Annotated in this window: 16 protein-coding genes and 1 pseudogene; 13 read left to right on the top strand and 4 right to left on the bottom strand. The window is 71.5% G+C overall.

Annotated features, from left to right (window positions below; all coding sequences use genetic code 11):
• The first annotated feature begins 22 nt into the window (after nt 1-22).
• The 3 genes and pseudogenes from LL648_RS44895 (at nt 23) to LL648_RS44725 (ending at nt 1,136) form a co-directional block, all read left to right on the top strand.
• Nucleotides 23-682: a TetR/AcrR family transcriptional regulator gene (locus LL648_RS44895; protein ID WP_305080825.1), complete on the top strand. Its 660-nt coding sequence runs from the start codon at nt 23-25 to the stop codon at nt 680-682.
• A pseudogene (locus LL648_RS41490) lies at nt 675-818 on the top strand (ATP-binding cassette domain-containing protein); the annotation flags it as partial. The gene LL648_RS44895 and the pseudogene LL648_RS41490, both read left to right, overlap by 8 nt.
• A 195-nt stretch (nt 819-1,013) precedes the next feature.
• Entirely contained in the window at nt 1,014-1,136 is a 123-nt protein-coding gene (locus tag LL648_RS44725) for a hypothetical protein (RefSeq protein WP_255687517.1), read from the top strand.
• 532 nt (nt 1,137-1,668) lie between these two features.
• On the opposite strand, the gene LL648_RS41485 is transcribed toward LL648_RS44725, so the two are convergent.
• Complete coding sequence (locus tag LL648_RS41485; RefSeq protein ID WP_232668476.1) at nt 1,669-2,421, bottom strand: class I SAM-dependent methyltransferase; 753 nt, start codon at nt 2,419-2,421, stop codon at nt 1,669-1,671.
• A gap of 225 nt (nt 2,422-2,646) precedes the next feature.
• On the opposite strand from LL648_RS41485, the gene LL648_RS41480 reads away from it, so the two are divergent.
• Nucleotides 2,647-3,009 carry a gamma-glutamylcyclotransferase family protein gene (locus LL648_RS41480; RefSeq protein ID WP_232668475.1) on the top strand — a complete coding sequence of 121 codons (363 nt, stop codon included), beginning with the start codon at nt 2,647-2,649 and terminating at the stop codon, nt 3,007-3,009.
• Here the strand turns inward: LL648_RS41480 and LL648_RS44720 are convergent.
• On the bottom strand, nt 2,999-3,121 hold the full coding sequence (locus LL648_RS44720; protein WP_255687516.1) for a hypothetical protein: 123 nt from the start codon (nt 3,119-3,121) through the stop codon (nt 2,999-3,001). The two genes, LL648_RS41480 and LL648_RS44720, sit on opposite strands and share 11 nt — an antisense overlap.
• 34 nt (nt 3,122-3,155) lie before the next feature.
• Here LL648_RS44720 and LL648_RS41475 point away from each other — a divergent pair, with 34 nt between their 5' ends.
• The 3 genes from LL648_RS41475 to LL648_RS41465 all read left to right on the top strand — a co-directional run bounded on the left by LL648_RS41475 (nt 3,156) and on the right by LL648_RS41465 (nt 5,570).
• Nucleotides 3,156-3,908 carry a hypothetical protein gene (locus LL648_RS41475; protein ID WP_232668474.1) on the top strand — a complete coding sequence of 251 codons (753 nt, stop codon included), beginning with the start codon at nt 3,156-3,158 and terminating at the stop codon, nt 3,906-3,908.
• Between the two features lie 190 nt (nt 3,909-4,098).
• Nucleotides 4,099-4,560, top strand: a complete 462-nt coding sequence (locus LL648_RS41470) for a hypothetical protein (RefSeq protein WP_232668473.1) — start codon at nt 4,099-4,101, stop codon at nt 4,558-4,560.
• Nucleotides 4,557-5,570, top strand: coding sequence for an NAD-dependent epimerase/dehydratase family protein (locus tag LL648_RS41465; protein ID WP_232668472.1), 1,014 nt, complete (start codon nt 4,557-4,559; stop codon nt 5,568-5,570). Before LL648_RS41470 ends, LL648_RS41465 begins: the two co-directional genes overlap by 4 nt.
• A gap of 65 nt (nt 5,571-5,635) precedes the next feature.
• On the opposite strand, the gene LL648_RS41460 is transcribed toward LL648_RS41465, so the two are convergent.
• On the bottom strand, nt 5,636-6,370 hold the full coding sequence (locus LL648_RS41460) for a HugZ family pyridoxamine 5'-phosphate oxidase (protein ID WP_232668471.1): 735 nt from the start codon (nt 6,368-6,370) through the stop codon (nt 5,636-5,638).
• A gap of 85 nt (nt 6,371-6,455) precedes the next feature.
• Here LL648_RS41460 and LL648_RS41455 point away from each other — a divergent pair, with 85 nt between their 5' ends.
• The 4 genes from LL648_RS41455 (at nt 6,456) to LL648_RS41440 (ending at nt 11,238) form a co-directional block, all read left to right on the top strand.
• Nucleotides 6,456-7,232, top strand: coding sequence for a GAF and ANTAR domain-containing protein (locus LL648_RS41455; protein ID WP_232668470.1), 777 nt, complete (start codon nt 6,456-6,458; stop codon nt 7,230-7,232).
• 159 nt (nt 7,233-7,391) lie between these two features.
• On the top strand, nt 7,392-7,871 hold the full coding sequence (locus LL648_RS41450) for an STAS domain-containing protein (protein WP_232668469.1): 480 nt from the start codon (nt 7,392-7,394) through the stop codon (nt 7,869-7,871).
• A gap of 254 nt (nt 7,872-8,125) precedes the next feature.
• Nucleotides 8,126-9,757, top strand: coding sequence for a serine/threonine-protein kinase (locus tag LL648_RS41445; protein ID WP_232668468.1), 1,632 nt, complete (start codon nt 8,126-8,128; stop codon nt 9,755-9,757).
• A complete protein-coding gene (locus LL648_RS41440) occupies nt 9,754-11,238 on the top strand; it encodes a serine/threonine-protein kinase (protein WP_232668467.1) in 1,485 nt (494 codons plus the stop codon). The genes LL648_RS41445 and LL648_RS41440 overlap by 4 nt, the downstream gene beginning before the upstream one ends.
• Here the strand turns inward: LL648_RS41440 and LL648_RS41435 are convergent.
• Nucleotides 11,231-12,460: a DUF4241 domain-containing protein gene (locus LL648_RS41435; RefSeq protein WP_232668466.1), complete on the bottom strand. Its 1,230-nt coding sequence runs from the start codon at nt 12,458-12,460 to the stop codon at nt 11,231-11,233. The two genes, LL648_RS41440 and LL648_RS41435, sit on opposite strands and share 8 nt — an antisense overlap.
• Before the next feature lie 151 nt (nt 12,461-12,611).
• Here LL648_RS41435 and LL648_RS41430 point away from each other — a divergent pair, with 151 nt between their 5' ends.
• Nucleotides 12,612-13,592: a Rieske 2Fe-2S domain-containing protein gene (locus tag LL648_RS41430; RefSeq protein ID WP_232668465.1), complete on the top strand. Its 981-nt coding sequence runs from the start codon at nt 12,612-12,614 to the stop codon at nt 13,590-13,592.
• 9 nt (nt 13,593-13,601) lie between these two features.
• Nucleotides 13,602-13,955: a Rieske (2Fe-2S) protein gene (locus LL648_RS41425; protein ID WP_232668464.1), complete on the top strand. Its 354-nt coding sequence runs from the start codon at nt 13,602-13,604 to the stop codon at nt 13,953-13,955.
• Nucleotides 13,956-14,207 lie beyond the last annotated feature (252 nt).

Here is a 14,207-nt window from a genome sequence, read left to right as displayed (position 1 = left end):
ACATGAGTAGTACGCTACACGCATGGATAGTCCGTTACACCAGCGAATGGTCGAGCCGGCGGACCTCACCGCGCAGGCGCGGATCCGCGACGCGGCGATGCGGCTGTTCGGCGAGCAGGGGTTCGACCGCGCGACGATCCGCGGCATCGCCGAGGTCGCCGGCGTCTCGCCGGGCCTGGTGCGCCACCACTTCGGCTCCAAGGAGGGGCTGCGCGACGCCTGTGACGCGCACCTGGCAAGGGCCGTCGAGCGGATAAACGAGCAGGTCCGGACGGACGCGGCGCCGGGGCAGGTCAACTACGTGGCCGTCGCGAGCGCGGCCTTGAACCCGTACCGCGGCTACGTCGTGCGCGCGCTCGTCGAGGGCAGGGCGGCCCCGTTCTTCGACACCATGGTCGGCCTGAGCGAGCAGTGGCTGGCGGAGGCCGACGCCGCTCGGCCCGACCCGCCGGACGTCCCGACGAAGGCGCGGGCGACCGTCGCCGCGGCGATGGCCCTCTCGGTATCGCTCCTGCAGCAGCACGTCTCGCGCGGGTTGGGCGTCGAGGTCTTCAGCCCGGAGGGTGAGCACCTGCTCGCGCGGGTGCTGCTCGACCTCTACTCGCACCCGTACCTCACCCCCGCGCAGGCCGCCGAGATGCGTTCGCGCCTGCCGCACGTCGAGGAGGGCGACCATGTCTGACGCGATCTCGGTGGCCGGCCTGCGGAAGAGGTTCGGCCGGACGTCCGCGCTGGACGGGCTCGACCTCACCGTCGAGCGCGGGGAGGTGCACGGCTTCCTCGGCCCGAACGGCGCCGGCAAGACCACGACGATCCGGTCAGCCTGCTCACCTACGCTCTCCTGCCGCGCCTGTCGACCGCGCTCAGCTGGGCGGTGTGGGCGTTCGTCGTGCTGACCGGCAAGGTCGTCGGCCCGCTGTACGGCAACTGGGGCGGCAGCCCGTTGGAACCGTTCCACTACGTCTCCAACACCGTCGCCGGCGGCTCGTTCGACGCCGGCGCCCGAGGCGGTGATGGTGGCGCTCGCAGCGCTCGCAGCGCTCGCAGCGCTCGCAGCGCTCGCAGCGCTCGCAGCGCTCGCAGCGCTCGTGGCCGCAGGCGCCCTGCTGGCGTTGCGGCGGCGCGACTTCGGGTAGGGCGTTCCCGACGTCCGCACACGAGGGCAGGAAAGCCACTTTCCGGCCCTCACAGGGCAGGAAAGTGGCTTTCCTGCCCTCGCCAGGTCGGACGGGGCGTTCGACTTCGTCGTCCAGCCCGATGGGGTGTGGACGTTCCTGGAGTGCAACCCGGGCGGTCAGTATGGCTGGATCGAGGATGCGATCGCTGCGCCCATCACCCAGGCCATCGCCGCACTACTCAGTGAGGAAGCCGGATGACGACCCCCCCTGGGCTGGCAGCTCCACGCTCAACGACTCGCCGGACGGCTCGCCGACGCAGGGGTGCTGGACGATCCGGCGTGGCGGGCAGCGGTTGAAGCTGTGCCTCGGCGCCGTTCAGAGGTCAGGTAGGACGACCCGGGCCGCGGCGGCTGGGCCGGGATGCGTGCGTTCCGCAGGCGATGCTGGGAAAGCCACTTTCCCGGCCCCACACGCCGGGAAAGTGGCTTTCCAGGCACCCCTGTCTGCCTGCCCGCCCGACGCTGACGTCGCCAGGTGCAGTCAGTGAGCTTCACGACCTGAGCTCCAGCACCGCACCGTAGGTGCCGGACGGGTCGGCGGAGAGCACGTCGGTCACCCGCCACGGCGTGCCTTCCGTGAGGCCCCGCAACTCGGTCGGCGAGCAGTAGAGGAAGTCGAAGAACGGCGTGGCGAGTCGCTCGTGCCGGATCCGGATCCGGAACTGGCCGGGCAGTCGGCCGCGCTCCCGGTTCGCGTCGAGGCGGGCGAGGTGGTCCGGGTCCGTGCTGCCGTGGGGGTCGGCGCCGATCCCGAGGATGCGTGCGCCGGGTGCCGCCACGGAGGCGAGCGCGTCGAACACCGAGGCGGCGTTGCGAGTGCTGCCGAGCAGGCCGAGGTTCCAACCGAGCAGCAGGAACGTGTCGAACGGTCCGAGCTCGGCGGGCGGCCGGCAGGCATCGCCGCGCACCGCGCGCACCCCGCGCTGCCGGCACACTGCGACGGCGCCGGAGGAGGGGTCGATGCCGATGACGTCCAGCCCGCGGTCGATGAGAGCCGACGCGTGCCGGCCCGCCCCGCAGCCGATGTCCAGCACGCGGCCGGTGGCGCGCTCGCACAGCTGCCGCTCGACGTCCGTCCACTCCTCGATCGGTGCGAGGTAGGCGGCGATGTCGGCGACGCTGATCCAGCCGTCGTCCCGCTCGACGATCTCGAACACCGTGCCGGGCCGGCCGCCGGTGTCGTGGCACCGCAGGAGGGCTGCTCCGAAGGCGTCGCCGTCGATCGTCACCGGGCCGTCGATCACGGGCTCCGCCCGCTGCGGGCCCGCGGGGGCGGACCCGCAGCGGATACCACCTACCGCGACTTCTTCTTGGGTGGGAACGGTGGAGTGAAATGCACCATTCTGAGATCGCCCTTCTCGCTGGTGGAGCCGGAGATCTCACTATGCGTGATCTGTTCGAGATTGTCCATAGCGAGCGGTCAGCACTCCTACCGGAGGGCCTCTTCATGGCCGTCTATGATCAGTGTCATGATCGATTCCGACCGGTCGGTGCTGCTGTTCTCCTACGGGACGCTCCAGCAGTCGGACGTGCAGCTCGCGACGTTCGGCCGGACGCTCGACGGGCAGCGCGACGCCATCGTCGGGTTCGCCCTCGACACGATCACCATCACCGACCCCCACGTGATCGCGACGAGCGGGAGCGACCGGCACCCGATCCTGCGGCCCGCGACCGGGGTCATCGTCGAGGGCAGCTGCTTCTCGATCACGCCCGCGGAGCTGCTCGCCGCCGACGACTACGAGGTCGACGACTACGAGCGCATCGAGGTCCCGCTGCGGTCGGGGCCACAAGCCTGGGTGTACGTCTTCGCCGGCGGAGCGCTCAGCTCCTGACCGGGATCTCGACGCGGTCCGACACACTGCCCGACGCGCTCGGTGCGGGGGCCGGTGAACCCGAGCCGTCGATCGCGCCGGCGAGGTCGTCGAGTGCCACAGCGATGCTCACGCCATTCACGGTAGTGCGGGAGTAGCGTCGCGGGATGTCCGATTCGGGAGTAAGCGGGGTTCGTGGTGTGCGGCGCGCGACCATCGTCGTGATCATCGCCTCGCTCGGCGTCGCCGCCGTGCTGGGGATCGCGGCGCTGCTCAGCGACGAGTTCGGCGACCTGCAGAGCAGGATCCTGCTCACCACGATGACGATCGCCGCGTTCGGCACGACGTCGCTCTGCCATCTGGCGGTCGTCACCCGCTCGGTGCGTGCGGTCGGGTTCGCCGGCATCGCCGCGAGCCTCGGTGCCGCGATCTGCGCGCTCGTCCTGATCTGGCTCGACCGACCCTTCGGCACCGACGGCGAGCAGGCTCTCTACAAAGCGGTGGCCGTGCTCGCCATCGCCGCCCTGAGCCTGGCGCAGGCCAACCTGCTGTTGCTGCTCGCGGGCCGTCGACACCCGGTGATCCGGGTGAGCCTCGCCGTGACGTTGGTGGCGGTCGCGGTGGTCGCTGTCATGATCGCGCTCCCGGTGCTCACCGACGGCGGGATCCCCGGCAACAACGACGACGCCTACTGGCGGTGGCTGGGTGTCATGGGCATCCTCGACGCGCTCGGCACGATCGCCCTACCGGTGCTCGGGCTCGTGCTGCGCGCGCCGGCGCCTGATCAACCCGAGCCCTCGAGCACGGTGCGGCTGGTCCTCGACCTGCCTGCTGAGCTGGCGGAACGCCTGGACGCCCGCGCGGCCGGGGGCTCGAGGGAGGCGGCGGCCATCGCGGCCTTGGAGCGCGAGCTCGGGTAGGCGATCGGGGGAACGCCCCGGCGCGTTGGGGGAGGGCAGGAAAGCCACTTTCCTGCCCTGTGAGGGCCGGAAAGTGGCTTTCCTGCCCTTGCGTGCGGAACGCACACATCCTGCTGGCGCTGCACTATTGACAACGCTCGTCAACGGCCACCAGGCTGTTGACGGCTGACGTCAACACCCTGGAGGGCTCATGCTGCCGACCGTCGACGAGCTGGCGGCCGACCTGTCGCGCCTCATCACGAGCCGGCTGATCGACCCGCTGGAGATCGTGCTCGACGACATGACGATCGCCGCGACGCTGCGGGACCGGGTCGCGGCGAGGGCCGCGCAGCTCGCCGACGAGCTGCTCGGGCCGGACGACACGACGGCCAGGTTCACCGGCATCCGGCTGGTCTCCGTCCTCCATCCCGGCGACGAAGCCTTCGACCCATCGGAGCGCTGGTGGCGCACCCCGCTGGGCCGGGTCGTCGCATGGCGGGTCGGGTTCCCGGGCGCCGACGGTGTGCCCGTGGCCGTCGCCGCGGCGATGCTCGGGGTCAGCCGGCAGTTCGTCCACGACCTCATGAACCGCGGAAAGCTCGACCGCCGGCCCGACGGAACCGTCGACGTCGCATCGATCCGGGCCCGCATCAACGCTGGGAGCACCAGATGACAGGAACGCGACAGCTCGACCTGCTCGTGATCGGCGGGACCTCGTTCGTGGGTCGCGCCGCCGTCGCCGAAGCGCTGCGCAGGGGACACCGGGTGACCACCTTCAACCGCGGCCGCACCGGCCCCGACGTCCCGGGAGTGCGAGCGGTGCGCGGCGACCGGACCGATGCCGGCGCGCTGGCCGAGCTGGCCCGGCACACCTTCGACGCCGTGCTCGATCCCGGCGGGCAGGTGCCGGCCGACGTGCTCGCCGCGGCCCGAGCCCTTCGCGCGTCGGCGCCGTTCTACGCCTTCGTCTCCAGTGCCGCGGTCTACCGCGACTGGACGGCACTGCCGTGGACGGAGACCGCGTCGATTCACGAGGGCACTGCCGACGACGACGGCCCGCCCGACCTGTTCACGCTCGGCCCGCGCAAGTCCGGGTGCGAACGCGCCGTGTTCGAGACCTACGGCAGCGACGCCGCGCTCGTCGTGCGGCCCGGGCTCGTCGTCGGTCCGCACGACAACGTCGGCATGCTCCCCTGGTGGCTCTCCCGGATCCACCTCGGCGGCACCGTGCTCGCGCCGGGCGACCCCGAACAGCCGCTGCAGCTCGTCGACGCGCGTGACGTGGCGGCGTTCGTGGTCGACCGGGTCGAAGCCGCGCTCGGCGGTGTGTTCAACACGATGCCGAGCGTGCCGCGCACCACCATCGGCGAGTACCTCGACCTGTGCGTCGCCGCGACCGGCAGCGCGGCACGTCTGGTCTGGGTGCCGGACGAGGTGCTGCTCGAACACGGGGCCGGGCCGTGGAACGAGCTCCCGTTCTGGCTCCCGACAGCCGCCAACCCGGCCGCCGCGTGGCCGGTCGACGCCACCGCCGCCCGCGTGGCCGGAATGCGCTGCCGCCCGCCGGAGGAGACGGTGCGCGACACGTGGGCCTGGATGCAGACGGCGGCGCCAACAACCGGCGCCTTGGACCACGGCATAGGCGCGGACAAGGAGGACCGCATCCTCCGCGCCTACACCTGAGCGTCGACAACGACGTTTCGGCTGTTTGTGAGCGCTAACATCGACCAAAACGTCGTTGTCGACGATTACCTGGCTTGCGCGCGGGCTTCCTGGACCATCGCGACCAGCGCGGTGCGGGCCTCGGTCGGGGTGGTGACCTCGTCGGTGAACGCCAGCCGGACGTGCTGTTCGGCGGCGCCGGGTCCGTCCGTGGCGAGCATGTCGAACCCGTACCGGTCGATGCCGGTCATGCGGGCCGCGGTGGTGGCCGGGCGGTCGCCGAAGACCTGGCAGTACAGCACCATGGCCGCGCCGTGGTCGTCGTTCATGTGCTCGACGATGCCGGCGACGTGCGGCAGCAGCGGGTCGGGCTCGGCCGCGGTGTACGCGGCCGCCTCGACCCAGCTCATGCGGGCGAACCCACCGACGAACCGCACCGAGGTGACGTCCAGCCGGTACATCCGGAAGCCGTGGTCGGTGCCGAGACCACCGGGATGCACCTGCTGGTACGTGGCGAGCGCAGCGTCGCCGTCCGGCCCGGTCACCTCGGCGACGGGGCCGATCAGCGTGACCCTGGCCAGGTCCAGCGGGTCGCCCTCGCCAGGCTCGGCGACCATGAGCGACGCGCGCGGGTCGGCCTTGAGGTTGTGGCTGTGCACCGCCAGGTCCGACAGGAGCATCAGTGGCCGGCCCTGCTCGTCGACGGCGGGCGCCACGACCGAGCCGAACGGATAGCCGTTCTCGCCGAGCGTGGACAGCATGCCGCTGCGGGCAGCGGCCATCAGGTTGCGACTGCGTTCGGCGTCGTCGGGGCGAGACATCCGCCCACCCTATGGGCCCCTGTGGCTCCGCACTGTTTGCCTCGCCAGCCCACCGGGGAACGGCTGGGTGGGAGGTGGCAACCACATGGTGACTGAGCAGGAGTGGGAGCAGGACAAGGACAGCTTCGTCGCCGCTGCGCCGGTCGGGCCGCTCGCGCAGCAGTTCGTGCAGCTGACCCGGTCGTTGATCGACGCGACGACCGTCGGTGAGGTGTTCCAGCAGGTCGTGCGCGCCGCCACGGAGCTCTTCCCGGCGGCCGACGTCGTCAGCATCACGACGCGCAGCCCGGACGGTCGGTTCCACACTCCGGAGGAGACCGATCAGCTCGCGATCGAGTTGGACGAGCTGCAGTACCGCTTCGAGCAGGGGCCCTGCGTCGAGGCGGCCGATCCGGACGGTCCCGCGTTCGTGACGTCCGAAGACCTTCGCGTCGAACGCCGATGGCCGCGGTGGTCGGCTGCGGCCACCGAGCTCGGCGTCGCGGCGGTGTTCTCGACGTCGTTGATCCCGGCGCCGACACCGCCGCAGCTGTCCGGCGCGTTCAACCTCTACTCGTTCCGGCCGGGCGGCCTCGACGAGATCGACCGGGACGAGGTGCTGCTGCTCGCGACGCACGCGTCGCTCGCGTTGGCCCGCACCGACGCCGTCACCAAGGCGGACCTGCAGAAGGCCCAGCTGGAGCAGGCCATCGAGAGCCGGGACGTGATCGGGCAGGCGAAGGGGGTCATCATGACCCGGCGTGGGGTGGCCGCCGACGAGGCCTTCGACATCCTGCGCCGCACCTCCCAACAGCTCAATGTCAAACTCGTCGAGCTGGCCAAAACGCTCACGGAGCGCCACGCCGAGCTCGACATCCCGTGACCGTTCGCGGACGAGAGTCCGTTCACACGGCGGCTTCCGCGAGCGGTCACGGAGGTTAGGATCCCCTGCGGTTGAGTCTGCAGCCCTCTGTCGAACAGCCCGGCTGACGCACACGTCCCGCGTCCGGCCACGTCCCCGGGGACCAGAAAAATGGGCAAGGTGAAGGCAATCGGTGCGCTGCCGCACGTCCTCGATGTGCGGCTGAACGCGCCCTTGTGTCATGTCGTCGTCGTGTGGGTGGACGGGTGCCTGTCGACGGACACGTCGAGCGCGCTCGTCGAGCGCGTGGGTCAGCAGCTGACCAGGGCGCTCGTCGTCGTGCTCGACCTCGGGCACCTGCGTTCGGTCGACGAGCACGCCATCGCGACGGTGCGACGCCTGCAGGTGCAGGCCCACGCGGCCGGCGTCGAGCTGCACCTGGCGACCGAGCGCGCCGAGGTCCGCGGCGCGCTCGAAGCCGCCGGGCTGCACCGCTCCCGTCCGATCGGCGCCACGGCGGCATCGGTCATCGCCCTGCTGCCGCGTGAGCAGCTCGAGCCGACTGTCCCGGCCGGCCTGCCGCTCGATGCGGTCGAGGTCGCCCGCTGGCGCCGCGACGTGCTGGTCGGGCCCGGGCGACGGCCGTCTCCGGTGTCCTGACGCGGCTCACCGGCCCGATCTCCCCACCGTTTTGGGTGGATGCGCGCCTGTGGAGCGCGCAAGTGCCCAAAACGGTGGGGAACTTCGCCCGGGACGTGTAGGCCGGCCTTTGCGTCGTTTGTCCATCCCGAAACGGTGACAAAACCCTTCGTCGGACGCCGGCAATCCCAGCGCGCAGGCGGTAGCAGCGGACCCCTCCTGACCCCGACCATTCGTCGCGACAGCGGACCGGCCGCAGGCGAGGGGTGGGCACGATGGAGGAGCAGTTCGGGCCCTACCGGCTCGAGGAGCTGATCGGGCGCGGCGGTATGGGGGAGGTCCACCGCGCGGTCGACACAGTGAAGCAGCGGACGGTCGCGGTGAAGCGGCTCGCGCCGCACCTGGCGTCGGACGTGGAGTTCCAGTCGCGGTTCCGCCACGAGTCGGCGGTCGCCGCCCGCTTGCGCGAAGCGCACGTGATCCCGATCCACGACTACGGCGAGATCGAGGGCCGGCTCTACATCGACATGCGCCTCGTCGACGGCGTCGACCTCGACACCGTCGTCACCACGCAGGGCGCGCTGACTCCGGCACGCGCGGTCCGGATCGTCGCGCAGGTCGCGAGCGCGCTCGACGCCGCACACCAGGACGGGCTCGTGCACCGCGACGTCAAACCGTCGAACGTCCTGCTCGGCGCGAACGACTTCGCCTACCTCGTCGACTTCGGCATCGCTGCTCCGATGAGCGGGAGCCGGCTGACCGTCACCGGCACGGCGCTCGGCACGATGGCGTACATGGCTCCCGAGCTGTTCGAGGAGCACCGGCGCGACAGCCGGATCGACGTCTACTCGCTGGCCTGCATGCTGCACAAGCTGCTCACCGGACGGCGGCCGTTCGAGGCCGACGGGCTGATGGCGATGATGCGCGCCCACCTCACCGTGCCGCCGCCGCGCCCGTCGCAGATCTCCGGGGTCGCCGCGACGTTCGACGACGTCGTCGCCCGCGGCATGGCGAAGAACCCCGACGACCGCTACCGCAGCGCGGGAGAGCTCGCGGAGGCCGCCCGCATGGCGTTGTCGGTCGAGTTCGGCAACCAGCAGTGGCCCGTCGCCGTCCCGGCCGCGCCCAGCCCGAGCATGCCGCTCGACCTGGCCGCCGCGGGTGCCCCGGGGCCGCGGTCGGGTGGAGTGGCACTGCAGCCGCCGACCACGGTGCAGGACCGATCGACGCACGATCCATCGACCCCGCGGTCCCTTCCGGTCGCCGCTCCGCCCGTGGCGAACGCGACGCCTCGTCGCAAGACCCTGCTGATAGCGGGCGCGGCCGTGCTGATCGCGGCCGTGGCCGTCACCGGCGCGATCACGGTCCCGCAGCTCGTGGCCGCCGCGACCACGGTCGTCGGGATTCCCGGCCCGGCGCCCGAGATCGAGATCGAGACCGGGCCCGTCCACGCCGACCCCGCCGGCCGCTTCTCGATCGCCGTGCCCGCGGGCTGGGTCCGGTCCGAGGTGCAGGTGGAGTCGTTCGACGTCTTCTTCGCCAGCGTGACCCCCGGCCTGTCGCCGACCGGTGAGTGGTACAACGCCGACCTGGGGGTGCGCGCCACCCCGTCGACGCTCGACCTGAACGCGCTGGTCGCGAAGGAGCGCAAGCGGCTGGAGGCGCTCCCCGCGGGGAAGCTCACGCTCAACGAGGCCATCACGCTCCCGGACGGGACGCCGGCCCGGCTGCTCGCCTCGACCCACAACGACCCAGAGTTCGGCTTCGAGCTGAACAACCTCGTCGTCGTCGCCTCGCGCAACGGGCTCGGTGTCGTCGCGGCCGGCTCCGGCTTGTCGACCTCGTGGGCGACCGACCAGCCCGTGATCGAATCCGCTCTGCGCACGCTCTCGCTGGGGCCGGCATGATGCCCACGTCGACGCGCGTGTCGAGCGCCATGATCGGGCCCTACCGGATCGACGGGCTCATCGGCCGAGGCGGTATGGGCGAGGTCTACCGGGCCTTCGACACGGTCAAGCAGCGCGCGGTGGCGCTCAAGCTGCTCGCGCCCCACCTCGCGGGCGACGTCGAGTTCCAGGAGCGGTTCCGCCGCGAGTCGGAGCTGGCTGCACGCCTGCGCGAGCCGCACGTCATCCCGATCCACGACTACGGCACCCTGAACGGGCGGCTGTTCATCGACATGCGGCTCGTCGACGGGATGGACCTCGACGCCGTGCTCGGTCGCTACGGCCCGCTCTCGCCGCAACGTGCGGTGGAGGTGATCAGCCAGATCGCCGGGGCGCTCGATGCGGCACATGCCGACGGGCTCGTGCACCGCGACGTCAAACCCTCCAACATCCTGCTCACCGTCCCCGGCACCGAAGGGGAGTTCGCGTACCTCGTCGACTTCGGCATCGCCGCCCCGATGGCGGGCAACAAGCTGACCGTGACCGGGACGACCATGGGTTCGCTGGACTACATGGCGCCGGAGCTGTTCGACACGGGAGACCGCCGCGGCAACCGGATCGACGTCTACGCCCTGACCGGCGTGCTGCACACCTTGCTCACCGGCAGCCGCCCGTTCACCGCCGACGGCCTCGCCGGCATGATGTTCGCCCACCTGAACGCCGCGCCGCCACGCCCGACACGGCTGCGTCCGCTGCCGCCCGCGCTGGACGCCGTCGTCGCGCGCGGGATGGCCAAGAGACCGGACGACCGCTTCGCGACCTGCGGCGAGCTCGCCGCGGCCGCTCATGCGGCGATCGTCGGGTCGCCGACGACGTGGCACCCGGGGCCGCCCGCACGGCCGCTGCCGCCCGCGCCGTCGCTGCCACCGGCCGGTCTGACATCCCCACCACCGGTGCGGGCGCGGCGGCGATGGCCGCTGGTAGCCGCAGCCGTCGCCGCTGTGCTCCTCGCCGGCGGGGGCACCGTGGCGGGTGTGGTCGCGAACTCCGGCAGCCCGCCCGAGGTGGTCGCGCCGGCCGCGGGCACCTACACGGACGTCTACGGCCGGTTCACGATCCAGCCGCCGGCCGGCTGGAGCATCGATCCGTCGTCGGAGGTGCTTGCGTTCAACAGCCCGACGAACGACGCGCAGCTGGCGGTGTTCGTCGTCAGCAGCCTCGGGACGCTGGAGGAAACCATCGAGGGGGCGAGGAACGCCGCCGTGCAGTTCCCGAACGGCGTCATCACCAGCGGCCGGAAGCTCACCCTCGCCGACGGCACACCCGCCTACCTGCAGACCTACAGCTACACCGACCAGCATCCCGGCGCCGAGGCGCACGACGTCCAACTGGTCGCGGTGCGCGGCAGCGAGCTGTACACCTTGATCGGGTCCGCGCCGGCATCCGCGCAGGCCGAACGGGACACGCTCACCGCCGCAGTGCAGACGCTCCGGCTCAAATAGCCGGATCGGCGGGGTCGGGGGTCGCTGAAGGTCCGAGCAGCGTCGCGTTGTCCAGCACCTGCGTGTCGACGACAAAGCACACCACGTCGCCGCCGGCGTCGCGTCCCACCCATGCCGGGTAGGCGCCGTCGCCCCAGCCGCTCTGGAAGGCGATCAGGTTGAGCCCGGTCGTCCAGTCGTCCATCTCGTCGGTGTAGTCGCTGGTGTCGATCACGTCGTGGAACACCTCGCCGGGCAGCGCCGCCGCGTCGAAGACGCAGAGCCGGCCGCCGTCGACCCCGGAGGCGAAGAACTCCCCGTCGCCCAGCTCGTCCACGTCCGAGCCGATCGGGACCGCCGGCTCCCAGGTCGCGACCTGGGCATCGCGCACGCCCACCCGGCACCCCGCGACGCGGACGTGCTCGGGATTCTCGACGAACCGGGCGAGTGCAACCACTACGTCGTGGTGCCCCGGCGGCAACGAGACGTTGAACGGCGTCTGCTGACCGGGCAGGTACCCCGGGTCGCACACGATGATCCGGCCGGTCGACATCCGCAGCGGTCCGAGCCGGCGGATCTCGACGTCGACCTCGTCGAGAGGGCCGGAACCGACCGGCTCCAGCAGGTACCGCGCCCCCGGCTCGAACATGGTCTCGATCTCGGGTCCGGGCCGCAGCGGCCCGGAGCCCGGTTCGGGCCTGTCGTCCAGCCAGTCGTCGTCCTGCTGGTCCAGCAGCTGCCGGTCGTCGAGGATGAACGCGGCGAGCCGCGTCCACTCGCCGAACTCCGGCAGCTCGAACGACGAGCTCCACGACCAAGGGTTCAGCCCACGGAACTCGGTGCCGGGCTCGGCGTCGAAAGGGGAGGCGGTCGGCCGTCCGTCCCGACCGAAGTTGGTGAGGCAGCGCGGCGCCTTCCGGTCGAACTCGGGCCGGTGCGCGTCGGGGTACTGCCATTCGGCCATCCTGAGCAGCGACATCCGTTCGAAGATCGCGCGGAACTCGAACAGGAACGTCCGCCTTTGGTGCTCGTCGAAGCACCACGCCGTCAGGTCGCCCGGCTTCGGCGACGCGGGTTCGAGCAGCGCGCGTGGCTGTTCGGGATCGCCGAGCAGCACGACGTAAGGCTCCTCGGTCCCGTGGCGGCGGCGGGCCTCCTCATCCGTCAGCGGTCCGACCAGCGCACGGTGGTCCGGATCCCACGCGTGGCCGTAGGTCGCGTCGATCTGCACCGCGTCCCCCATGATCGCCACCTCCTGGTGGAGCTTACGACGGACCTCCGCGGTACCGACGTCGCACGATGAGACGGTCAGGTCCCGATCAGGATGGGATCGTCGGCTGGTTGCGACGCGGCAGCCACTGCGGGGGCCATCGATGGCGGGTACGGATCGACAGATGCGGGCAGGCGCGGCAGCGCCGACCGGGGGGCCGACCGATGGACCAGCAGGCCCGTCCCCGCTCGCCACCTGGCACCAGAAGGTGTTCGCGGCGGTCGAGAAGTGGCCCTGGCTGTCGTCGCTCAACGACAACGTCTCCGGGGTGACCCAGCCGCTCTACGACCGCTACCGCGACAACCTCGCCGTCGAGCTGATGCACGGCGGCCGCTGGGCTGGGCATTCGGTGCACGCCGCGCTGAGCGACCTCCCCATCGGGTTCTGGTCGGGTGCTCTCGTGCTCGACGTCGTCGACGTGCTGGGGGAGAAGCGCTCGTCCAGGAGGGCCGGCAGCGGCGACGCGGCCGCGACGCTCAGCGCGGCCGGGCTCGTCGCTGCGGCGGCCACCGTCGCGACGGGCGTGACGGACTGGACCGTCAGCGACGGCGCCGACCGCCGGGTCGGGTTGTTCCACGGCCTGCTCAACCTCACCGGGACCGCACTGCAGGCCGCCTCGCTGGCCGCGCGGCTGGGCGGGCGCCGGGGGACCGCCCACGGACTCGGGCTCGCCAGCATGGCCGTCACCGCGGCGGCCGGGTTCGTCGGCGGGCACCTCGTGCAGGGCCGCGCCGTGATGGTCAACCGGGTGGCGACGACGACCGGGCCGCGCAGCTGGGTCCGGGCACTGCCGGAGCCGGAGCTGGCGGAGGGGACGTCCGCGCACGTCGTCGTGGAGGGCCGGCAGATCATGCTGCACCGCGCCGACGAGCAGGTGTACGCGCTGGACGACCTCTGCAGCCACGCCGGCGCGCTGCTCAGCCGTGGCGAGGTCACCGACTGCATCGTGACGTGCCCGCTGCACGAATCGCGGTTCGACATCCGCGACGGCCACATCGTCCGCGGGCCGGCGCACCACCCCCAGCCCGCACTCCCGACGCGGGTCCGCAACGGCTGGATCGAGGTACGGGGATCGCAGCCCGCATCCCGGCGAGCACGAAACTAGGAGGACACCGTGGCGTGGGAAGCAATTGCCGATCTCGACCAGCTCGAAGAGGGCGACATGATGCTCGTCGACCTCGGCGAACCGATCTGCGTCGTGCGCCTCTACGAGGACGAGGCGGTCGCCGTGCACAACACGTGCACGCACCAGCAGCAACCGTTGAACGAGGGTTACCTCCAGGACGACGACACGCTCATCTGCCCGGCCCACAACTCCTGCTTCGACCTGCGGACCGGCGAGCCGCGCGGCGTGCCGGCGGTGGCGCCGATCCCCGTCTACGCGTGCAAGATCGAGGACGGCGCGATCTGGGTGGACGTGGAGCAGCAGCTCAACGACGCCGCGATCCCGCACAAGCCGTACCACTGAGCGCTGTGCCGCCAGGCCCACGGTGCTCGCGGTGAGGTCAGGAAAGTGCCTGTCAGGTGGATCGCCGCAGCCACCGCGGTGGACCGGCACCCCGGATCAAGGCACTGGCTGATCGGGAGTGTGCTGAGGGCTGTCGCGGCAGCCCTGGGCACACTCAACTCGACGATCCCGCCCGCTCGGCGACAGCCGGGATGTGCGCGAACGGCACTTTCAGGCCAACCTATCGTTCGAAAGTGCCGTTCGCGCAGCTCA

Origin of the sequence: Pseudonocardia sp. TRM90224, from assembly GCF_021245725.1 — a bacterium.
Taxonomy (GTDB): Bacteria; Actinomycetota; Actinomycetes; order Mycobacteriales; family Pseudonocardiaceae; genus Pseudonocardia.
Note: the sequence above shows the minus strand (reverse complement) of the source record. Positions and strands in the feature narration are given on the sequence as shown.